Genomic DNA, 22,692 nt, shown 5'->3' with positions numbered 1-22,692 from the left:
TTAAGTGAACAGCATTAGGCACTTGGCCCCTTTTTTAAATTTTTGAATCACTCAACTTAAAGTGCAGTAACTAATATTTCACGGCTAACCTCTGGTGTGACAGCACCGTGTTCACCCAACTTCAACATACCGTGTTGCGTTAATTTTTCGATTAATAAATCGAGATCAGCTTCGCCTAAGTCAACCTGAGACAAACGTGTAGGCACTTGCATCTTTTCAAAAAACTGCTCGGTTAATTCAATTGCTCGGTTAATTCGTGCATCTTCATCACCCTCAGTTACGTTCCAAATACGCTCAGCATACTGTAGAAGTTTTTCGCGTTTCGCTTCTTTGCAGACTTTCATTACCGCAGGTAAAACGATTGATAGCGTGCGAGCGTGATCTATGCCGTGAGTACCGGTTAATTCGTGACCTATCATATGGGTTGCCCAATCTTGCGGCACACCGGCGCCAATCAAACCATTTAGCGCCATAGTGGCTGCCCACATAATATTGCCTCGAACATCTAAGTCATTGGCTGTTTCTGGTGCCAATGCTTTTGGGCCTTCTTCAATTAACGTAAGCAGCAACCCTTCAGCAAATCGGTCTTGTACTTTTCCATTGACGCTATAAGTAAGGTACTGCTCCATAGTGTGAACAAAGGCATCCACCACTCCATTACCTACTTGACGGCTAGATAGTGATAAAGTCACTGCAGGATCTAACACTGCAAATATCGGGCGCACTAAGGGACTGTTGAAAGGTAACTTATTTCCATCACGGGTCACCACTGCACCAGTGTTCGACTCAGAACCCGTTGCAGGCAAAGTGAGTACACAAGCTAAGGGTAAGGCTTTTTTGATGCGTGTTTGTTTACTCACAATATCCCAGGGTTCATCACCTTCAAACAGTGCGGCTGCGGCAATAAACTTAGAGCCATCAACTACAGATCCACCGCCAACAGCTAGAATAAAGTCGATATTGTTTTCTTTAATAATGTCTTGGGCCTTCATTAAGGTATCGTAGGCTGGATTCGGTTCAATACCCGAAAATTCGAACCAAGTGTGATTCACCAAGGCAGCGGCTACTTGATCGTAAACACCATTATTTTTGATAGAGCCACCACCGTAAGTCACCAATACTTTGGCGTCACTAGGGATCTTTCTGTTTAATGAAGCTATTTGACCTTCACCAAAAAGAATCTGAGTGGTGTTTTGAAAACTAAAATTTAACATGAATATTTTTCCTCATCATTTCAATCGTTTGAGCTGGCGATTTTTCAGCTAAATTAAGCTAAATTTGCCAATAATTTTTCTGCGGCTAACGCCGAACTTGCCGGATTCTGACCAGTGATTAACAAGCCATCTTGGATTGCAAATGCGTTCCAATCTGCTACTTTTTGATAGTTACCGCCACGCTTAATCAATTCATCTTCTAATAAAAAAGGAACTATATCAGTTAATTGAACTGCCTCTTCTTCACTGTTGGTAAAACCCGTCACCGCTTTATCCTTAACGAGATACTCGCCAGTCGCATTTTTGACATTTAAAAAGACCGCACTTGCATGGCAAACGGCCGCTACAGGTTTATTGGAAGCTAAGAAACTTTCAATCAAAGTAATTGAATCTGAATTGTCAGTAAGATCCCATAAAGGACCATGGCCCCCTGGGTAAAATACCGCGTCGTAATCATTAGCGTTTACATCGACTAATTTTACGGTACTGGCCATCAGTGACTGCACTTTAGTATCTACATCATATCGCTCAGTCGCTGCTGTTTGAAAGTCTTGTAGTTCACTCTTTGGATCAATAGGTGGCTGTCCGCCTGCTACAGAAGCAATGGTCACTTTAATCCCTGCATCGGCAAAAGTATAATAAGGCGCCGCAAACTCCTCGATCCAAAAACCGGTCTTTTCACCAGTATTACCGAGCTCTGAATGAGACGTTAATACCATTAATATATGTTTAGTTGTTTGTTGTGTATTCATTAACTTTCTCTCATTTATCTTGAATGTGATTGCAGTGTAATGACTTACTTTATTTCTAACAATACACACAAATTAGACAACATTGTTAGAACAATTGATACAATATTGGTAGAATGAACCATGAACCTATATTTTGAACAACTAAAAAGCATGGTGGTCTTTGCTCAAGTTATTGAACAGGGCAACCTCACGGCTGCTGCTAAACATGTTGGTTTATCGCGAGCGGTAGTTAGTTATCACATAAAAAAGTTGGAGTCCCAGCTTGGAGTAAAACTACTCAATCGCACTACTCGTTCAATTTCCTTGACCGAAGCTGGCAGCGAATATTATCAATCTTGCCGTATCATTGCAGAGCGGGCGACTACAGCTAACCAACAAATAGAAAATCTTAAAAACGAACCCGAAGGTTTGTTAAAGTTAACTTGTCCCGTCAACGTGGGGTTGCAAATGATAGTGCCCGCGTTGAATAGGTTTCGCGACCTTTACCCTAAAATTGACCTCGATGTAATGCTTACCGACGAAGTGGTCAATATCATGCAAGAGGGTATCGACCTTGCTATCCGTGGTGCGCCACTACCTGATTCGGGTTTACAGGCCAGTAAACTATCTACCTTATCGACGTGTTTATGTGGCGCACCTAGTTATTTCCAAAAGCGAGGCAGACCAAAGACCCCAGCTGATTTACAGCAACACCAATGGGTAGTCTACAAAATGACATCAGGGGCTATTGAGCTAAGCAAGGGCAGTCTTTCATACAGCGTTGCTGTGCAAGGTGGGGTCAGCACCAATAACGCCGCCGCTCGTACAGCCTTTCTTGAAGGCGGGCATGGCATAGGTAGAGTGCCAATATATGACGCTTGGCCCAAAATTCAAGCAGGAACATTAGAAACCGTATTAGACGATTACCAATTAAAAGACATCAACATCTATGGGGTTTTTCCACCAGGAAGCGCCGCCTCAAAAAAACTCAGACTATTACTCGATTATTTAAAAGACTATTTCATTAAAATCGAAGGTCAAACAAAACATACCGTAGCTAAAAGTAACTAAAAATTGAGCGCGGCTTATTCCAATGTGAAAACAAAGTGCCCTTGGGCATTGATTTTACGACTACATTCACCAGCAAAATATAAATAGTTAAGATGAGAATATGCCTCAGCAACCGCAAAAAACATATTTTGCGGAGATAACTTGCGTTTAAATAACACAGGTAAGCATTGCTCGATGGTTTTACCTGACTTGCAAAAATCTCTAAGATTATCTAAATGTTCATGATGATGACCAATCAACTCGTTGATTCTCACATGTAAACCGTAAAAGGGCTGCCTATGTGCAGGTAATACTAAAGTGTTTTCTGGTAGTCCTGTAAATTGTGGCAAAGTATCAAGGTATAACTGCAGTGAATTGGCATCGGGTTCGGTACTGTACACCCCAATATTCGGAGTGATCCCAGGTAAAATGTGATCACCCGAAATCAATATATTGGATTCATTATTAAATAAACAAACATGCTCTGGAGAATGACCACGCCCTATATACACTTGCCAATCACGGCCACCGATACGAATTTTATCTCCTTCTTGTAATCGATAAAACTGCAACGGAATAGGTCGTATCGCTTGCCCCATGCCACTGTTTTGTTTTCTTTTGTTTCTTGCGGTTTGTACATATTCTTCAGATAAACCGCAACGTACCAAGTATTGTTCGTCTTGCCAATCAGACGCGCCACACGCCCCAGCTGACAATGCCCGAGCAGTGAAATATTCGGTTTGGCTCATGTACAATGGAGCCCGAAATTTATCCACTAAATATCCAGCCATTCCAATATGATCAGGATGTAAATGAGTAACAATCACTTTTGTAATGGGTTTGGCTAAAACTTCTAGCAACTGCTCCCATAGTAGTTGGGTTTTTTCACTGCCAAAACCGGTGTCAATTAATGCGTATCCCTCTTGACCGTTTTGATTGTCTTCGAGTAGATATAAATTGATATGATCGAGGTCGAAAGGTAACGGCATACGCAACCAATAAATACCTGTCGCTACTTTTTGAAGCTTGCCTGCATGTGGTATTTCTGCGTCTATGAAAGTGACTTGCTGAGTGTTTGTTGCGTTTGTACCCATACTTCTTACCGTTCCTAAATCCAAGTTACAGCTTATTAAAACCAATTTGCGACACAACTACCAAGCATCATTATGTATTGAGAAGTATCAAAACGTTGAATTAAGACCATGCACACTAGGCCAGTCAATGCACTTTGTTCTAAGCTTAGTTTTTAGACTTATTGCCAAACCTAACGTTGCGCTCACATAAAAACTAAGCGTTTCATTCCATGCCACCAGTTAGGAAATAGATAACGTAGCTTTAACAGGAGTAACGATACAGCTTGTTTAACCTATCAATATTAGGTATCAATAGCCTTTTGCTAAAACGCTCGCCGTTAGGACATTTAATTAGTGCAAATTAAAACATATTCATTTCATCACCCCGGTGCCTTTTGGGTCGGCTGCATTTTAATTACCTTGGGTGTTTTGTCACATATTCCTATGTTTGTGCACGCATCACATATGGGTTACCGCATGGTGGGTATGCCTATGGATATGACAATGCTAGTCGGCATGGCTTTGATCCCTGTTGGTCTATTGCTTTCTTGTTATGGCTTGATGCCAAGATTAAATTTATTACGACAAAATAACGCTAACGATGCGATTCATTTTCACGTAGCAGATCATAGCCCCTTAAATTGGCAACATATCACCCTAGTTTTTGCATTATTGGTTGCAGTCATAGTTGATGTCATGAAACCTGCCACACTAGGATTTGTTATGCCCGGTATGGTCGAGGAATACAAAATAACGACTGAAACAGCGGGAACTTTGGCTCTTGTGGCATTAACTGGCACCGCATTAGGTTCTATTTTATGGGGCTCAATGGCTGATAAATTAGGTCGTCGAGCTGCAATTTTGTTGTCGGCATTAATGTTTATTGGTACCTCAATTTGTGGGGCTATGCCGAGTTTTGAATGGAATTTAGCCATGTGTTTTCTTATGGGTTTATCTGCTGGAGGCTTGCTGCCCATCACATTTACCTTAATGGCAGAAATGATACCAGCCCGTCATCGTGGTTGGCTTTTAGTCGCCCTAGGTGGTTTAGGCACGGCAGCTGGATATTTATTGGCTTCGGGCGCCGCGGCAATGCTAGAGCCATTGTTTAGCTGGCGAATTTTATGGATGTTGGGATTACCCACTGGAATTGCGGTTATTTTTCTGAATCGTTATATCCCTGAATCTCCTCGTTTCTTGGCAAGTGTAGGGTTACGTAACGAAGCCAGAACGGTATTGGCTCAGTACAATGTTAAAATGGATCCCCCTTCAGTAGAACCCGTTACTGAACAACATGCCACTAACAACGGTTTTTTTCACACAATAAAAAACAGTTATTTAAACATCACTATAGGGCTATTAGGCGTTGGCATAGTTTGGGGAGTGGTCAACTTCGGCTTTTTATTATGGTTACCCACTAACTTACAAGAAATGGGATTGAGCGCTGCAAACACTAACGCACTGTTAGCACAATCCGGCTTAATCGCTCTTCCAGGGATTTTGGCTGTTATTTGGTTATATCAGCACTGGAGCAGCGTTAAGACATTAGTGTTATTTGTAGTGTTAACCGCGGCAAGTTTAATGTTGTTCTGGTTGTGTGAATTATTCGGCGTACTGTCTAACCAATCGATTATGATTGCCACAGCTTGTTTATTAGTCAGTTCTAGTGGCGTCATTGCGATGTTAATTCCTTACGCTGCTGAAATTTACCCGGTACATTTTCGGGGTTCTGGTACTGGAATCATCGCTGCCAGCTCCAAATTTGGAGGTATTGTAGGCGCTGTATTAGGTATCTTTGGCATCTTTAACAATATGTCTTTAGGGGCGTTATTAATTGCGATACCTTTGCTGTTTTTTGCCTTTGTACTCCTTAAAAGTGGCATCGATACTCGAGGACGTAGACTCGAAGATATTCATGCAGAATTTGTCAATAAATCAATTTCTCATTCTAAATAGAGATCCAGTGACTTTGTATGCCACAGACTCCTAGCGATTGGGCACCACTGCAACCCATATTGCAGCACATTTTACTTGCTCACGAGAGTGGCATCTCGGAATATGAATTATTTCAGTGCCTGCAATCTCCTCCTTATGAATTGTTTAGCAAAAACGCCTTACAGCAGCCATTGTCGCTTTTCCAAAGTCACTTCATTGTGTTTAATGCTTTATATCAGTTGCAAGGTATTTGGCTTAGAGATAGGACAGGAGTATTGCAAATTAACTGTAGTTGCATTCGTCGCGATCCATGGAAGGCGGGGCAAAATGGCATCGCCAACCAAGACAAACTGCGTGCCTACTACCTCGATTGGACAAACTTAAATGCTACAGATGAATCCCAAGTAGAAGCATTGCTCGACAGCTTTTGGGCCGGTTTTTCAGGCTTGCCGAATCATACTCCCGACCACACCATGCCTTTGCAACAAGCGCTAGATATACTCAATCTCAACATGCCCTTTTCGTTACAGCAACTTAAACAACAATACCGAAAAATGTTACATCAGCACCATCCTGACAAAGGCGGCAATAGCAGCCACACAGTGGCTCTTCACGATGCTTATGAACGTCTGAAAACAGAATAACGCTATTAGATCCGGGCAAATTACCCTAAAGCTCGTAGCGCTAAATCAAAGTTAGACGATTGCGTTTATTGACTGTTATCGCACGAAATCAATTGTACAGCATCTATGTTACCGGCTGGTACAAAACCAAATACTTGACCGTAAAAACTCAGCTCAGAATTTAAAGCATTAATATTATTCGCCGGTTGTCTAAAACCATGGCCTTCGCCCTCAAAAGCAATGTATGCGGTATCAATACAATTTTCTTTTAGAGCGTTAAATATTAATTCGGACTGGTTGGGTGGCACAACCTTATCATCCAAGCCTTGCAGTAAAAGCAAGGGAGCCGTTATGTTTTGCACACTATTAATTGGCGAGCGTTGCTCGTAAACACTTTTCATTTCAGGGTACGGGCCAATGAGTTGGTCAAGATATCGAGATTCAAATTTGTGAGTGTCTCCTGCTAAAACGCCCAAATCACTGATGCCATAGTAACTGGTTCCTGCTTTGAAAACGTCTTGAAAAGCTAATGCTGCAAGGGTGGTATATCCTCCGGCGCTGCCACCTCGAATAGCCACTTTATCTGCGTCAATCCACCCTTGAGAAGCCAGCCATTTTACTCCATTTGATGCATCTTCGACGTCAACTATTCCCCAGTTAGGATAGAGTTTTTTCCTGAACTCTCTTCCATATCCAGTGCTGCCTCGATGATTCACGTCAAATACTGCAAATCCACGACTTGTCCAAAATTGAATTCCCGCATTTAGGCTCGAGTCAGTTGCGCCAACAGGGCCTCCATGAACCTTAACAATTAGTGGTGGCAAAGTACCTTTTGCCCCAGTGAAATCACCATTTTGTGGCGGATAATAAAATCCGTATGCGATTTCATTGTTACCGGTTGGAAATTCAAAGGGTTGCGGAATTGAAAGAAACGCGTCTTCAATAACAGGGCCATTAGGTTGATAAATTTTCTCATAACTAATACCTGCTAATTGATAAATTGCGTTGCTAGTACGAGAGGTAGAAGCTCTAAAATAAACCTTATCCTGAGCGACAGAAATTGAATCAGCTGAAGAGAATCCATCACCGATGTTGTTCATTTCACCGGTTGTTAGATCCACTCTAGCGATGTGGCCAATTCCCTCTTTAGAGTATGCAATAATCGCGTTTTCGTTGTTTTCAAAACCAAAACTATTCACCTCAATGTTTTCATTGAGTACTTTTTCTGGTTGCGCTGATAATTCGCTAACACGATACAAAGTCCACCAATTATCAAAGTCTGCGATGAAATAAAGTGTGCCGTCTTCAGCATAGTGAGGATGTTTTATGGATACGTTGCCACTGTTTAGAACTTCACTAACGTTTGCGACAGCACCATTGTCGTCCAAACTTACAACCCGTAACTGTGTATCATCCCAAGGCATATTAGGATGTGACCAGGTAATAAAGGCCACTGAGTTGCCGTCGGGCGATAAAACCGGGGCACTAACAAAGTCGCTTCCTTCAAATAACACTATGTCTTGATTTGTCTCGCTTAAATCAACGGCCACTAAAGTGTTGACTGGCTCTCCAATACCACGATGATCCTCTCTGACACAAATTAGCCGGTTATTTTTTTGGTCCGCAATACATTCCATATACCGCAAGTTTTCATTGGTAATAGCTTCAGCATTGCCATTTTTTGATAGGTGATAAATTTTCTGATCTGCAAATTGCGAATAATAAATGTTTTCTCCATCTACAAGGTAAGGACGACCTCCGTATTCGTGTACGCGAGTTCTAACACTGACGTCAGTTGACGTAAGTTTTACCGCAGTATTTTGCGGGCTTAGTTTGAACAGCACATTTTTGCCATTTGCAGAGGCTTTTGATTCAACGAAATATAGTTCGTTGTTTTCAACAGTCAGATAAGCAATATTGTCTGATGCTTCAAAAATACTCGCGGCAGTGATAGGAGATGGCCAAGATCCATAAGCGGCAGTTGTATCATTCACTGGTTGGGGCGCCTCTGAGGTTGATTTAAATACTATGTAAACAGCAATAATTAATATAATCGAGATTATAATTTTCACATTCATTCTTAAGACAACCTACTTATTTCATTGAAGAAAATAGCAGTTTAGAGATTTAATATAGGCATGTCTAATTATGCTAATTTGATAGTGATTGGATAATTCTGATTCATAGTTTTAAATCGTTTCAATTAAAGTTTGCTCGACATTCATCGGGTAGCAAATTGACGGCAAAATACTGACATAACACGACGAGATATTTGCCTATGGGTCATTATTTCATTCCCACTTTGAAGCACTCCCAGCTATTTACTAGGTCAAATTGTTTGCTGTGTCATAAAGTTTTGTATATTTTGTTGTCCTTGTTTGTTTACGAGAACAAAAATGAAACTATCTAAGCTGTTGTTCACCTGTCTATTTTTAGTCCATTGTCATAATACGGTTGCGTCAGAAGCCCAAAATAAGCCAACTACCAATCCACTTTATGACGCCCAACTCGCTGCAAAATTAGGAGCCGATGCATACGGTATGAAGTCCTATGTTTTAGTTATTCTAAAAACCGGCCCAAATGATGAAAAAATATCTGACCAAGAACAACGCAACGAGTTATTTAGGGGCCATTTTGCAAATATGAGCAGATTGGCAAAAGCCTCTAAACTAGTACTTGCAGGTCCGTTAATGGAAGATAAACCTAAGCGTGGCTTGCTCATTTTTAATGTTAAAACCATTGAAGAAGCACAAGCATTAGTCAAAACCGATCCTGCAGTCAAAGCGGGGATATTTGATTATGAAATGACAAAATACTACGGCTCAGCGGCTTTAATGCAAGTTTCGGAAATACACGATACTTTACAACTTGAAAAAATCGAATAATCGATAAAACCCAGGACAGCCCCTAAACACCAAACGTTAGGGGCATGCCAGTTGGATTATGCATCAACCCTAAATCGGGTCACTCACTGAGACATTAGAGCGCTAATTTTTGGCTCCATTGCTTCTGCCCAAATTTGGTATTGTTCGGTATTGGGATGCAATAAATCCTGCATAACGGTTTGACTCAAATTGCCATCTTCGTCAATAAATAAGTGATTAATATCTAAATAATGAATATTTTTGCCATCGGCATACTCTTTAATAATGTCATTAATTCCATCATTTATTTTACGTAGAGGATCATCCGCGCTGGCACCACGTGGAAAAATGGCCAACAACAACACCTTGGTATTAGGTAACCGCTCACCTAAAAGCTCGATAATATATTTAATGCCTAACGCAGTGTCTTGAGACTTGTCTTGTCTATGCCCGGTATTATTAGTGCCTATCATTAACACCAGTAACTTAGGAGCAATGCCTGATATCTCACCATTTTGTAAGCGCCATAAAACATTCTCAGTTCTATCACCACTGAAACCTAGGTTCAGAGCGTTGCGTTTAGCATAGTATTGTTGCCAAACCTGTTTACCTTTATCTTCCCAAGCGTGGGTAATTGAATCACCTAGAAACACTAGGTCGACATTTTTCATCTGTTCTTTTACTAATAACTTTTCATTATGGCGCGGCATCCACCATTCGACCGCCCAGTCATCTGTTTGCTCTTGTGCTTGAATAGCCAGCGGCTCGCTTGCCGAAACAGCAGAAGCAGCCACGAAAAAGCTTAAAACTAATGTAACAATTTTCATTGCCTTCCTTCTTATTTCAGTCATGGTGATATCAATAGGTGAGCCAGCTACAGCATCTAAACTAGCGCTTGTGTTATATTCTTTTTTAAAGTTACCTTATCAGTTATCTACTTAGCCACAAAAAATGTCCAAACCCAATAAAAAAGCCCCTGAGTCCACGGTCGATGTTTTCTGCAGTCAATGTAAAACCCAGTTATTTAAATACCGTAAAGGAGGCAAAGGTTCTCTACTAAAATGCTTTAAGCAACGCATCACCAAAGACTACACTTTGTCCCCGTGCACGTGCCCTAAATGCCATAACGTTTTTGCCAGAGATGCCTTAATAAGAGGCACTCCCGCATTTAAAATGATTGGAGGTAAAGTCTTTAGTAAATGACTCACTAGTCAGGCAATGTTCGCAACATATTCGGTGTAGACGCATCTAAGTTTACCGCGTGATCTTTCAAATCTAAATCGGTGTGGTACACCTGTACTTGGTTGCGACCTTTTTCTTTTGCGATGTATAGAGCCGCGTCAGCTTCACGAATAAGTTGATTAAGATCTTTGTGTGGATCACTGTTGTATGGCTGTTCACTATGAATATTTTTAGTTGCAATACCAATACTGACAGTCACTTTTTTAACTTGCTCAATACTCTTTTTGTCTGCATTTACCACTTGTTCGCATAAACGCTTAGCTAACAATAATGCGGCTTGTTCGTCGGTATGCGGTAAAACCAATAAAAACTCTTCACCTCCGACCCGCCCAACGTAGTCTGGTTTTCTGATAGCGGCTAAACAAATATCTGCTACGTATTGAATCACGCGATCGCCAGTTTCATGACCAAACCGATCATTCACTGCCTTAAAGCTGTCGATGTCTAACATCAAAACACTCACAGCAAATTGATAGCGATCGCTACTGTGGAGTACTTGTTCCCCAAGCACTAAAACACTGCGTCGATTATGCAGTGAGGTAAGCGGATCACGGCTAGCTAACAACTTATTCTTGATATACAAACGATAAATAACTGCGCACATAATCAAAAAGAACACTAATGCGGCTGATAACACCATTAATACCCAGTTTTGGTGACGCTGTTGTCGTTGTTCCATCAATAACTGTTCGTTCAACAACGCATTACGCTCTTCTAATAACTGGCCTTGTTTATCCAAAAACTCACTCTTTAATTGTTCACGGCTTAAATTAAATTCGGCATTTAAGGTGGCTGTTTGCGAGGTAATATCTAATCGCGCTTTCTTGAGCAAAGCTCGCTCGCTCAGCTGCATATAATGAAATGCTTGTTGATAATCTCCGGCTTGATTTAACAAATCGGCGTAATTACCGTATGAATCCCATTGACCCGAGATATCCTCATGAACTTCGGCTAAATCCGCAGCCTTTTTGGCATATTCCAATGCCAAAGGTATTTGCCCATTGGTCCCCAGTTGTGAACTGTAATGCACGTAGGCATTCGCTATTTCAATAGCATTGCCTAACTGCTCGCGTTTTTTAACCGATTTAGCTATCCATTCTAACGCTTGAAAGTCATCTGGTACTTTACTGTAAAAATACGACTTCAACAGATAGGCATTGGCTAATCTAGTATCATCTTGCTGTTCAATAAAAACGTCCATGGCTTGTTCTAATTGTGTAAACGCCACACTGCGCTCACCCACAATATTGACCATCTGAGCTTCAAACATGAGGGTTTCAGCGCGATAGATTAATGCATTCTCGGGATAGGTGTTATAAGCATTATGATAATATTCCAACGCCTGTTCGTAGTTTTTCAAGGCGTAATTCACTTCACCCATAAAAACTAAACTACGCGCCTGAATAATTGACCAGTTATTTTTTTCAGCTCTTTTATATACTGCCGTTAACTCGGCTAGTGCCGCTTCATATTGCTGTAAATACACCCGGTTAACCGCTTGATACATCAAAATAAAATTTTCTAGATAAGCGTTTTCCAAATGACGGTTATTACTTTTGAGCAACTCCAGAGATAACGACAAACTCTCATCAGCTTGAGCATATTTGCCAACCAAATAAAATTGTATCCCATTTAATAAATGCCATTGGCTGTGCACTGCTTCATCTTTCTGCGCAAATATCTGTTGCTGTATTTGACTCAACAAAGGTTGTAATAAATCGGCTCGTTGATACAACATATACAACTGGGCTTTTTGAAGGTTAAGTTCCAATGCAACATTGGCGTCACTAGAGGTATCAGCAAGGCGGGCGTCTAATTGTTGTTGAGCCTCAACAAAATTCGATTGAAACTGCAATAATCCCTGTTTTGAAATCATCTGTGCATTAGTTTGATAGCTAATAAAAGCTAGCACCCCAACAATTTTGAACAATTTACTCCAACTCATTATTACTTCCTGTATCTGTAGACCAGCAATTCTATTAAGTAGGATTGGCTCGTTCTGCAGCAATCAGCAACGCTATATATTTAACATTTACAAACATATACGTTGGCTTTAAAAAAACTATTTCAATTAATATACGGAAAAAACATAGGCTCGTCATGCATTATAAAACAATCACTGACGACGAGATAACCCGCGATGAACAGGCACCAACTTAGAGGTATTCTACTTCAAGTGGCTCTTTTTTTGTTGAGTCTCCCCCCATCAAAACAACCTTTACCGCATTGTGGCACTAGTATATTAGTATTATTGATAAAATATTAGCTCTGAAAAAATACCTAGATATGTCTTATCATAATGAATAAACCTAAATGACCATCACATCAGGTTAAATAGATCTTGAAACGAGATAATCAACTACTGATATTTATTTGAGCGATGCTGTAACAGCCGCTTGACCTTCAAGTATCGGCAAGTAAAGTTCATCATAATAGCGCTGTGCTATGTTTTTCCAAGTATAATTTTGAGCCATGGTTCGGCCATTTTGAGACAAGTTTTTTGCTAGATTGGGGTCTTCAATGATCGCCTGGCAATGCTCAATTAGAGTGCGGGTATCCCCCACATCAGCCACTAATCCCTGATGACCGTGTTTGATGATATCTGGCACCATGCCTACGTTAGTACTCACCAGTGGTATGCCACACGCCGGCGCTTCTAAACAGGCTTTGGGGCCACCTTCTATTCGCGACGGAATCAAATAAATATCTAACGCCTGAAAATAAGGCGCCACGTCATTGGCATGTGGTAAATAGCCGGTGTGATAAAACGCGATACCTGAGGCACGTAAGCGGTTTTTAACATAGCCCCGCGCTGGCCCACTTAATAAAACAAATAGCTTATTTGACTTAGCGAGAGACTCAAGCACATCACACAAAACATCAGGGCCCTTTTCCATTTTTCCGTGCTGGCCATTATTCCAACCGCGACCATCTTTTTGAAAAGAACCAATCACAATAGCATCGTCGTCAATACCGAGTTGTTGCCTGAGTTTTAGTTTTTGTTGTTGTGTAGCAACCGTAAAAATATCGGTATCAACACCTAAAGGAATGCAATGTGTTTTTGAGGCTGTAGCGCCGCAAGCAATTAACCTATCTAAAGTGCTCTGACAGGAGGAATGCCAAAAATCTAACCTTTTGTCTAATTCAGGCACAAGTTTGAGTCGTTTGTCATTTTCCAGTACATGAAACCAGGTTAGACCGCAGCTTATCTTGGCTTGTGGCCAGCGCATTTTTCCATGACTCAAGGCATCAGCAATACCACCAAAGTGAAATATGCCTTGATGGATACCTTTGTGACTTATCGTTAATTCACCGATGGGTCGCGGCAAATTTGCCATTAAACACTCGCCATCATGATTGATGGACCAATTCTGCGCTGAAACCAAATAACGAATTAATTTATTGGACTGTGAATTAGCCTGAGCAGCACGTTTAAAAGCAAGTTGCGCCTTGAAAAATTTAAACATATGAGAGCTTGACCAATAATAAACAGTAGACTGTTGTTAGATGCATTAGGCTTCCAAATAATCGCCAGACATAATGATATCCAATAGTCTAAAACACTCATGTGTAAATTATGTGTCAGATAGAGTCTCTAAATAGACGGCCAGCAGCGGCAACCTAAAATTGGTGGAATCTAGCGGTATAAGGAAGGCTCCTTTGGGTCTGGACGGGTTTTAAAACGTTTATGCATCCACAAATATTGTTCTGGTGCTAACAAGATCATTTGTTCGATCATTTGGTTCATACGAGTGACATCATACTGGTCATCGCCACTAGGGAAGTTATCTAAACCTGGTAAGGCTTTGATTTTGTACCCTGTCGAGGTACGTATAGACACTAAAAACACCGTTTCACAATTTGATTGCCCAGCAAATAACATCGAACCTGTAGTTGTTGCCACTTGTGGGACCGCAAACAAAGGAGCAAATTCGCACTTAGTGCGTCCATAGTCTTGGTCTGGCAAGTAAAAACAAACTTCGCCGTCGTCTAAGGCATTAAGCAAACCCATAACATCTTTTCTGGGGATCATGTATTTATTCGAGCGAGTACGCCCATGGTATTGCATGTACTCCATGAGTTTATTTTTGTGTTTACGGTAAAACACTACTGACGGATTTTTAAGTCCCATTACACGACAAGCAAACTCTAGATTCATATTGTGAATGGCAAACGCCAACACACCTTTTCCCTTGGCTAAGATCTCTTCAATTAACTGGTAATTTTCAAATTCCGCTTTTTTGGCTACTCGCCAATTTGGCCACCACCAGCCCATGCTCGTTTCAAAAATGGCCATACCAGCGTGATCTAGATTCGCTTGTAACAAATCATCTCTTTGCCGTTGACTATATTCAGGAAAACTCAGTTCAAGATTACGTTTGGCAATTTGATAACGTTTGTGTGCAAAAATTTGCAGTAACTTACCCATTCCTTTGCTCAAAACCAGTTGCACTTTGTACGGCAACCAAGAAATAAGGTACAGCACCAAAATACTTAACCAAACCAACCAATAATTGGGCAATAAAAAAGACCATTCAAATTGTGGCGCCTTGACTCTATGCTGTTGCAAAGTGCATCTCCTGACGAAAAACCTCGACAGTGTAAACCAACTATCGTGACAGAAATATTGCAACTCTGGGGCGCCTTAGCTGGTTGTATCAGTGATTTTGACCACAGCAATAACATAAAACTGCCATAAACAACCTATACACTGAATCTCTTTCTATTATGCGCACAGTGCCGGTTTATATGTTACAAAACCATTGCAGCGGTCCCTTAAAGTACTATTCTAGAATTGATGCGTTAAAAGGAGCGGTAATCAAACTATTTGCCGGGGGCATATTACCTGCCACACTTTTTTATAAAGAGTTACAGCAGCCCTCACTAAAGGCCACCTCTACAGACGAGCCTCTTTCCATTGAAATTGTGAGCCATTGTTGGCAATACGCCCACCTATTGCGTTATCAATTGTCATCATTGGTGTTATATGCTCCAAAAGACGTAAAAGTCACCATGACGGTTTATTACTGTCAAAGTGATCTAAAAACGCAACAAACATTGGACTATTTTGCACAAATAAAAAAAACTAATATCCGCTGGAATTGGCAAAGTTTTCCTAAAGAGTTTTTATTTCGCCGCTCAATCGGGCGTAACCATGCAGCCTTAAATACTAAAGCTGATTGGATCTGGTTTAGCGATTGTGATTCTATCTTTCATCAGGGTTGTTTTAACTCGCTGGCAAAACAACTTCCAAAAGCACGATCCCCTTTAGTATTTCCTTTGATTGAAAAGCGCAGTAAACCGCTATCGTTGCAACACGAGCAGCTAAATTTAAATCCCTCAAAGTCAACATTAGTGGATATTGATCCAGAAGATTTCACGGCCACTACTATTACTCGCGCGACGGGCCCACTACAAATTGTCAATGGTGACGTGGCAAGAGCACTAGGATACTGCAAACAGTCAAAAATTTATCAAAAGCCTGCTCGGCACTGGTGTAAAGCCTTAGAAGATCGCGTTTATCGCTGGTTTTTGGGCACACAAGGACAAGGACTTCCTATAGAAGGTGTATACCGTATTCAACATCAAGAAAAAGGCCGTTATACCAAAGGGAGCGTTTGGTCTTGGTTACGTATTCGTGGACAAAATTTAAAAACCGCTAATTTAGTCTTTAGACGCTAAATGGGCACTGTTGCCAGTATTCGCTAACACGACTCCACTCACACAGCTTTAATGTGATTGATATTGTAAGAGTGAAATTTATAAGCCATCTGCATGGAAACCTTAACAATGAAGCCAGTAAATCTTCCGGTTGCGGAAAAATCACCCCATACTGATGTGTTATTTTTGTATCGAACCAAAAAAAAGAAACGCTATTTTAATTTACTCAAAGAACAGTCACTCACCTTATTAAATTGCCAAGTGCAATCTTACCACGGGCTGCCAAGCGCGCCTTCAGTCTTGCTGTCAGAGCGGGTGTTGCAGCAGATTGTGCACAAAGCAGAATTAGAACTATACAACGCTAAATCCGAATCTTGGCAGAGAGTCAAATTACTGGCCCGCCCCATTTTAATAGGGCAAATTAGACTTCTGTATTCACGTTTGTTTCACTACCTGACAAAAAGCCCTCCTAAATTGGTGGCCATATGGAACGGTCACAAATGGCAAGACAATGTATTTCACGCCGTTAATCAACACTTTGGCATTGCCGTCAGTTATTTTGAAAATGGGGTATTACCCCAATCAACCACCATGGATTTTAATGGTATCAATGCCTTAAACAGTGTGCCACGCGAAGCGCGTTTTTATGACTCAGTGGTATCTAAAAATATAGAGTCCAATTTCAAAATCAAAGGGCGGAAATACAAACAACATAAAAACCCCCAGATTAGTTTTAATCGGCCTAAAAAATACCTTCTGGTACCGTTTCAAAAAGACCGCGACTCACAGATATTAGACAATTCACCTTGGATAAAATCCATGAGCCAGCTATTTCATGTATTGATCGAAGCCTTAGAAATGAGTCACACAGAGGACCTGCATATAGTGTTTCGTGAGCACCCTAGTGCTAAAACTAAGTATAACTCATTGTATAAACTCGCCGCTAAACACCCCCGCGTATGTTTTGATCAACAAAGTGAACTATCTGAGATTATTGCCCATGCAGAGGCGGTCATTACAATTAATTCCACAGTAGGTTTAGAGTCCCTGCTGTTGGGCACCAAGGTCATTACGTTAGGCGAGGCATTTTACAATATTGAGTCTATGGTACTTGGTGCTCGCTCGACGCCAGCACTTTCACAACATATCAACACTCTGGATAGTTTTTCCGTGGACCCACATTTACTAAAAGGATTTATCGAATTCTTAAAAAACGAATATGTCATCCCTGGAGATTGGAAAAAACCCGAAGCGTTGCACTATAAAGCGATACAAACCCGTATACTCAAGCATTTAGCCAACCTAAAAATAGCTGAACACCACAATGTAAAAGAGCACACTCAACTATCAACACTCGCCATGGAAACCCAAAAAACCGCTTGAGCCAAATCGAATGTAAGAAAAAAATAGAGATAAATTTTTAGCGTTATTAATTAAATTTAAAGTTGTCTACAATCACCGCTATTAAAAGCTAATTCTATATATAGAGATAAACCAATAATGACCCAATTTCACATAAAAAAAATTATGCAGTCGAGCATTATTTTCTCCAGCTGTGCCTTGCTGCTAGCCGCTTGTTCTGGCTTTGAAAACGGCACTACAGTTTCAAGCCCACAATCGAATAAAGCCATAGTACCCGCCACTGAGTTTGATTTGTCTCATTGGAAAATCACCGTTCCTGTTGATTTAGATAACAACGGTAAAATTGATGAAGTTGGCGTTAGTGATATTCAAAATTACGCACACCCTGATTTTTTCTATCTAGATGAAAATCGAGGTATGGTATTTGCTGCTCCCAACAAAGCGATTACCACAGCCACTTCCACAAACACTCGCAGTGAACTACGCCAAATGCTCCGCGGTGCAAACAAAAAAATTAAAACTCAATATGCTGGCAATAACTTTGCTATTGCCGCCCATCCTCTTTCAGAAAGGTTTGCGGCAGTAGGTGGGAAAATGCAAGCAACGCTAAAAGTGGATCATGTGGCACTTCGCGCGAACTTGCCTAATACTCCTGCCGCTTACTCAGTGGTAGTTGGGCAAATCCACGCGCTTAAAGATAAAGATTTAATGGCTAAAAACCTAGGATTTGGTTGGGGTAACGAACCCATAAAAATATACTTCAAAAAATGGCCCAATCACGAAAGAGGCTCAGTTTTTTGGAATTATGAACGCAATTTACCTAAAGATGATCCTAATCGCACCGACATAACCTACCCGGTATGGGGCAATACTTGGGAAAACTCGTCAGAACCTGGTGATTCAGGCATAGCCTTGGGCGAAGAGTTTAGTTACACAATTAACCTACACCAAAACACCATGTATCTTACTTTTGATGCAGAAAACAAAAAACAAGTCACTTATTCAATTAACCTTGCCAATAACCTTGACGCCTACGGTGAAATTGATAAATACGATCCCCCCTTAGGTTACACCGCCGATTCTATGTATTTTAAAGCGGGAGCATATAACCAATGCAGTACCAAAGAGGTCGCTGACACCACTTGGTATGCAGGTTGTTTAGGTACCGGAGATTGGGAAATTGACAAACAAAATGGCGATTATACTCAAGTCACTTTTAGTCGATTAGTATTGAGCCCGTCACACGCTCCAAAAAATTAATACTAACAACAAACAGAAATTAGCAGATAAACAGTGAAGTTAGGGACAACTTCCCCCTAACTTTACTATTCGGGTATGTTTTTGGATTACTACCACTACTGCTCCAAAATTCCCTGCTCTATCAGACTGGTAATAATATCTGCGCACTTCTCTTTAATATGCTCTCTGAGCAACCTGACTGCTGGTGTAATCGCTTGCCTACTCGGACAGATAAGCCACAACTCTGTAGGCTTTGCAGTAAACTCTGATAACAAGGGAATAACTTGTTTAGTTAGTAAGTTTGGTGCCATATCTAAACAGGATTTTGCCGCGATGCCTTTTCCATTCACGCACCAGCGTCTCACCAACTCCGCGTCATTTGATGTGCGATTACCTTGAACCTTTACTTTAATTGACTGCCCTTGATTCGAAAACTTCCAAACGTCATGGACGATGTCGTGCAACTGATAGAGAAGCCCGTTATGAGAGGCCAAATCATTGGGGTGCTTAGGCAAACCATATTTATCAATGTACTCAGGTGCGGCACAAATCACCCTAGGTACGTTACAAATTTTAAAACCATAGAGGCTGGCATCATTTGGAAAACCATAGCGCAATGCAACATCAATGGGATCTCTGTAAAAATCAATATTGCTGTCGGATATGTGTAGCTTCAGTCTCACCCCAGGATGAAGCTGCATAAATTCGTCTAACCAAGGTAAAATTAAGTTTCGACCTAAGTCAGAAGGCACAGAAATCCTTAATTCACCGTCTATGATATCTAGGTCATCTTTGACGTTTTGCTGGGCGTGCTGCAACATTTGCAACGCTTGCTCGCAATTAGGAATATATTTTTCGCCAGCGGCAGACAACCTTAGTTGCCGTGTCGTTCGAATAAACAATTCAACCCCAAGTGAACGCTCAACACGTTTAACTGCCGCACTCGCAGTTGCGGTTCGCATATCTAAACTCTCCGCGGCCGCGGTAATACTGCGAAACTCCGCCACTTTCAAAATGATATTAAGGTCTTCAAGCTGCATTATTTTCAATAATATATTGATAATGTTTCAATTATTATGCTGTTTTTCTTTTTATATTCAACGTCTATTATGGGTTCCAAGCTGAGTTTATCCACAACTCCACATTTAAAAATTAACCGGAGCGTCCCCATGAAAGCAATTGGCTACATACAACCATTACCAATCAACAATTCAGATGCGTTAATCAACATTGATTTACCACAACCTAAAGCCGCTGGACATGACTTATTAGTAAAAGTTAACGCAATAGCTGTTAATCCAGTTGATTACAAGATCCGTCAAAACGTTAGGCCATCTGTTGGCGAATATAAGGTATTGGGTTGGGACGCAGTAGGCGAAGTAGTCGCAACAGGTGAAGCTGTCAGTCATTTTAAGCCGGGTGATAAAGTGTTTTATGCAGGCGATCTCAATCGCCAAGGTAGTAACGCAGAATATCAATTGGTGGATGAGCGTATTGTTGGCCATAAACCTAAAAGTTTATCTGACAGCGAAGCCGCTGCCTTACCTCTAACCGCGATTACCGCTTGGGAGTTATTATTTGAACGTTTGGCAATCAAACAACTTAGTCCAACTCACGTGCAACCCACAAACGACATACTTCTTATTGTGGGCGCGGCAGGAGGAGTGGGTTCCATTTTAGTACAATTAGCGAGTAAGTTGACTGGTTCAACCGTTATCGCCACGGCTTCGCGGGAAAGTTCTGCCACTTGGGTGAAAAAACTAGGGGCAGATTATGTGGTAGATCATTCTAAGCCACTAAAAGCGCAAATTAATGCCCTAAACATTGGTCAAGTCACTCATGTAGCGAGTTTGACTCATACAGATTCTTACCTAGACGACTATGCGGAATTGCTGGCACCCGCGGGAAAAATTGCATTAATCGACGACCCAGAAACACTCGATATCGCCAAACTCAAACCCAAGAGTATTTCACTGCATTGGGAATTTATGTTTACTCGTTCAATGTTTGCAGCAGCGGATATCAGCGAGCAACATCACATTCTGAACAATATTGCGGACTTGGTTGATCAAGGTCACGTCCAAACAACAGTAGGTAAAAACCTTGGCTTAATCAATGCCGAGAATTTAAGAGTGGCTCACCAAGAACTTGAATCCACCAAATCAATAGGAAAAATCGTTTTAGAAGGTTTTTAAAACTACCCCCTGAACAATTAAGCACAACATGATAGGAAATTTACATGGCGAATTTAACTATAGTGGCAAACATCATTGTCAATGCCGATAAAATTGACTTTATAAGAGCTGAGTTAGTAAAACTTGTTGAAAAAACTCTTACTGAAGAAGGTTGTATCAACTACAATTTACACCAAGATAATAAAAATCCGGCGCATTTCATGATTTACGAAAAGTGGCAAACGCGTGAGTTATGGCAAGCCCATGGCGACACTCAACATTTCGCTGATTATGTAGCTGCGGCTGAAAATTCGGTGTCTGAATTTTCAGTACATGAAATGACATTTATTGCAGGTTAAGTTAGATAAAAAACTCTGCTTTAATCAACAGGTTCTGACTTGCAGTTATCCTGAACGATAACTGTTGGAGGATTAAACCGGCAGTCCCATAGTGGACTGTCAGTTTAATATATTACCGAGCTCAGGATAATTACGACTTTGTCTTTGCAACAAAGGTTTTGTTGATTATGCGCCACTCATTTTCACGCTTATACATGACTAGATAATCGATGTAGTGAGTTTTAGGCGTATCAAAATTAAGCTTTACCATAGCCATTTGATCATCAACGATATCAACAGACAAAACCTTGGCTTCCCATTTATCTTGGGTGGCATTCTTGAAGTATCCAGAGAACTCTTTAAGTGGTACGGTTCTGATGATTTCTTTTCCGGTGTCCTTGTCAACTGTGATCATTTTCACATCACCAAATTCTTGATCAAATGCTTTGGAAAGTAGTGTTTGATCTCCATTGGCAGCCCCATTGAAATAATTATAAGCGGTTGCAACCACGGCTTGGTATTCCTTGCCTGTTAGGGCCTCAGCATAACTAAGGCTTGAAACAATCAAAGTAACGGTGGCAATAATGGTTGAAAATAACTTCATGATATTTGTGTCCTTATTAAAGTGAACGAAGTTCGATTGGATAAGCTCACTTCGCGTTCAAAGGCGAGCATTAGCACGTCAAACTCGATTTTTTCGCGGGAATTGTTTAACTGCGTTATTAACGGTTAAGTTCGGTGATGTGCCACAGTTCGCCCGAAGGTCCCCATAAATAAATGACCTTACCCCAAGGTTCGGATTTTATGGGTTCATACCTAATATTGAAGCCTTCAATTTTGGAAATAACATCAAATGCCGCTTCGATATCAGCAACAATCAACTGCAACATTAGATTCTTTGCAAATTCTTCGTTGAAATGCCTTTGCAGAAAGAATGTACAGGTACCATTTGTAAAAATAGCAAGGTCGTCACCAGCAGGATCCATTTTGAACCCCATAGCTTGATAGAAGGATTGAGATGTTTGGTAATCCTTACTAGGCACAAATACTCTTATGTCATTCGCTTGCACGTTATTTCCTTCACAGTTGATGCCTTAATGCATTGTTACAATGGTTGACTAAAAAACCTGAGGTACAATAACAATCAAAAGTCTTACCCCTATCTACTCACTTGTTGTGACTAAGT

Annotated in this window: 21 protein-coding genes; 10 read left to right on the top strand and 11 right to left on the bottom strand. The window is 40.9% G+C overall.

Annotated features, from left to right (window positions below; genetic code table 11):
- Positions 1-56 precede the first annotated feature (56 nt).
- Positions 57-1,214 (bottom strand): iron-containing alcohol dehydrogenase, encoded by a 1,158-nt coding sequence (locus tag KO534_RS19080; RefSeq protein ID WP_215932197.1) that lies wholly within the window; start codon positions 1,212-1,214, stop codon positions 57-59.
- A gap of 53 nt (positions 1,215-1,267) precedes the next feature.
- Positions 1,268-1,966: a type 1 glutamine amidotransferase domain-containing protein gene (locus KO534_RS19075; RefSeq protein WP_215932195.1), complete on the bottom strand. Its 699-nt coding sequence runs from the start codon at positions 1,964-1,966 to the stop codon at positions 1,268-1,270.
- 120 nt (positions 1,967-2,086) lie between these two features.
- Here KO534_RS19075 and KO534_RS19070 point away from each other — a divergent pair, with 120 nt between their 5' ends.
- A complete protein-coding gene (locus KO534_RS19070) occupies positions 2,087-3,016 on the top strand; it encodes a LysR family transcriptional regulator (protein ID WP_215932193.1) in 930 nt (309 codons plus the stop codon).
- A 14-nt stretch (positions 3,017-3,030) separates the two neighbouring features.
- Here KO534_RS19070 and KO534_RS19065 read toward each other — a convergent pair whose 3' ends face one another.
- The gene (locus tag KO534_RS19065) at positions 3,031-4,089 is read right to left on the bottom strand and encodes an MBL fold metallo-hydrolase (protein WP_215932191.1); all 1,059 of its coding nucleotides are present in this window, start codon (positions 4,087-4,089) and stop codon (positions 3,031-3,033) included.
- Between the two features lie 333 nt (positions 4,090-4,422).
- On the opposite strand from KO534_RS19065, the gene KO534_RS19060 reads away from it, so the two are divergent.
- Both KO534_RS19060 and KO534_RS19055 read left to right on the top strand, forming a co-directional pair.
- On the top strand, positions 4,423-6,024 hold the full coding sequence (locus KO534_RS19060; protein WP_354667964.1) for an MFS transporter: 1,602 nt from the start codon (positions 4,423-4,425) through the stop codon (positions 6,022-6,024).
- Positions 6,025-6,041: 17 nt separating this feature from the next.
- Positions 6,042-6,647, top strand: coding sequence for a DNA-J related domain-containing protein (locus KO534_RS19055; RefSeq protein ID WP_215932188.1), 606 nt, complete (start codon positions 6,042-6,044; stop codon positions 6,645-6,647).
- Between the two features lie 65 nt (positions 6,648-6,712).
- On the opposite strand, the gene KO534_RS19050 is transcribed toward KO534_RS19055, so the two are convergent.
- Positions 6,713-8,620, bottom strand: coding sequence for a S9 family peptidase (locus KO534_RS19050; protein ID WP_354667963.1), 1,908 nt, complete (start codon positions 8,618-8,620; stop codon positions 6,713-6,715).
- A 402-nt stretch (positions 8,621-9,022) separates the two neighbouring features.
- On the opposite strand from KO534_RS19050, the gene KO534_RS19045 reads away from it, so the two are divergent.
- Entirely contained in the window at positions 9,023-9,511 is a 489-nt protein-coding gene (locus KO534_RS19045) for a YciI family protein (RefSeq protein WP_215932183.1), read from the top strand.
- Positions 9,512-9,594: 83 nt separating this feature from the next.
- Here the strand turns inward: KO534_RS19045 and KO534_RS19040 are convergent, their stop codons facing one another.
- The gene (locus KO534_RS19040; RefSeq protein WP_215932181.1) at positions 9,595-10,317 is read right to left on the bottom strand and encodes a platelet-activating factor acetylhydrolase IB subunit; all 723 of its coding nucleotides are present in this window, start codon (positions 10,315-10,317) and stop codon (positions 9,595-9,597) included.
- A 124-nt stretch (positions 10,318-10,441) separates the two neighbouring features.
- On the opposite strand from KO534_RS19040, the gene KO534_RS23525 reads away from it, so the two are divergent.
- Positions 10,442-10,693, top strand: a complete 252-nt coding sequence (locus KO534_RS23525) for a hypothetical protein (RefSeq protein ID WP_252732279.1) — start codon at positions 10,442-10,444, stop codon at positions 10,691-10,693.
- 4 nt (positions 10,694-10,697) lie between these two features.
- On the opposite strand, the gene KO534_RS19035 is transcribed toward KO534_RS23525, so the two are convergent.
- The 3 genes from KO534_RS19035 to lpxL form a co-directional block, all read right to left on the bottom strand.
- A complete protein-coding gene (locus KO534_RS19035) occupies positions 10,698-12,677 on the bottom strand; it encodes a GGDEF domain-containing protein (RefSeq protein WP_215932179.1) in 1,980 nt (659 codons plus the stop codon).
- Between the two features lie 424 nt (positions 12,678-13,101).
- Entirely contained in the window at positions 13,102-14,199 is a 1,098-nt protein-coding gene (locus KO534_RS19030) for a glycosyltransferase family 4 protein (RefSeq protein ID WP_215932177.1), read from the bottom strand.
- A gap of 170 nt (positions 14,200-14,369) precedes the next feature.
- The gene (gene lpxL, locus KO534_RS19025; RefSeq protein WP_215932175.1) at positions 14,370-15,302 is read right to left on the bottom strand and encodes an LpxL/LpxP family Kdo(2)-lipid IV(A) lauroyl/palmitoleoyl acyltransferase; all 933 of its coding nucleotides are present in this window, start codon (positions 15,300-15,302) and stop codon (positions 14,370-14,372) included.
- Between the two features lie 179 nt (positions 15,303-15,481).
- Between lpxL and KO534_RS19020 the strand changes: the two genes are divergently transcribed.
- The 3 genes from KO534_RS19020 (at position 15,482) to KO534_RS19010 (ending at position 19,015) form a co-directional block, all read left to right on the top strand.
- A complete protein-coding gene (locus KO534_RS19020) occupies positions 15,482-16,414 on the top strand; it encodes a glycosyltransferase (protein WP_215932173.1) in 933 nt (310 codons plus the stop codon).
- 108 nt (positions 16,415-16,522) lie between these two features.
- Entirely contained in the window at positions 16,523-17,776 is a 1,254-nt protein-coding gene (locus tag KO534_RS19015) for a capsular polysaccharide export protein, LipB/KpsS family (RefSeq protein ID WP_215932171.1), read from the top strand.
- A gap of 117 nt (positions 17,777-17,893) precedes the next feature.
- Positions 17,894-19,015 (top strand): polysaccharide lyase family 7 protein, encoded by a 1,122-nt coding sequence (locus tag KO534_RS19010; protein WP_252732278.1) that lies wholly within the window; start codon positions 17,894-17,896, stop codon positions 19,013-19,015.
- A 95-nt stretch (positions 19,016-19,110) separates the two neighbouring features.
- On the opposite strand, the gene KO534_RS19005 is transcribed toward KO534_RS19010, so the two are convergent.
- Positions 19,111-20,034, bottom strand: a complete 924-nt coding sequence (locus tag KO534_RS19005; RefSeq protein ID WP_215932169.1) for a LysR family transcriptional regulator — start codon at positions 20,032-20,034, stop codon at positions 19,111-19,113.
- Between the two features lie 129 nt (positions 20,035-20,163).
- On the opposite strand from KO534_RS19005, the gene KO534_RS19000 reads away from it, so the two are divergent.
- Positions 20,164-21,189: a zinc-binding alcohol dehydrogenase family protein gene (locus KO534_RS19000; protein ID WP_215932167.1), complete on the top strand. Its 1,026-nt coding sequence runs from the start codon at positions 20,164-20,166 to the stop codon at positions 21,187-21,189.
- Between the two features lie 44 nt (positions 21,190-21,233).
- A complete protein-coding gene (locus tag KO534_RS18995; protein WP_215932164.1) occupies positions 21,234-21,527 on the top strand; it encodes a putative quinol monooxygenase in 294 nt (97 codons plus the stop codon).
- 130 nt (positions 21,528-21,657) lie between these two features.
- Here KO534_RS18995 and KO534_RS18990 read toward each other — a convergent pair whose 3' ends face one another.
- Together KO534_RS18990 and KO534_RS18985 are read right to left on the bottom strand one after the other, a co-directional pair.
- Complete coding sequence (locus KO534_RS18990; RefSeq protein ID WP_215932162.1) at positions 21,658-22,110, bottom strand: nuclear transport factor 2 family protein; 453 nt, start codon at positions 22,108-22,110, stop codon at positions 21,658-21,660.
- A gap of 118 nt (positions 22,111-22,228) precedes the next feature.
- Complete coding sequence (locus tag KO534_RS18985) at positions 22,229-22,576, bottom strand: lactoylglutathione lyase (RefSeq protein ID WP_215932159.1); 348 nt, start codon at positions 22,574-22,576, stop codon at positions 22,229-22,231.
- Positions 22,577-22,692 lie beyond the last annotated feature (116 nt).

Source organism: Paraglaciecola arctica, from assembly GCF_018861065.1.
Classification (GTDB): Bacteria; Pseudomonadota; Gammaproteobacteria; order Enterobacterales; family Alteromonadaceae; genus Paraglaciecola; species Paraglaciecola arctica_B.
Note: the sequence above shows the minus strand (reverse complement) of the source record. Positions and strands in the feature narration are given on the sequence as shown.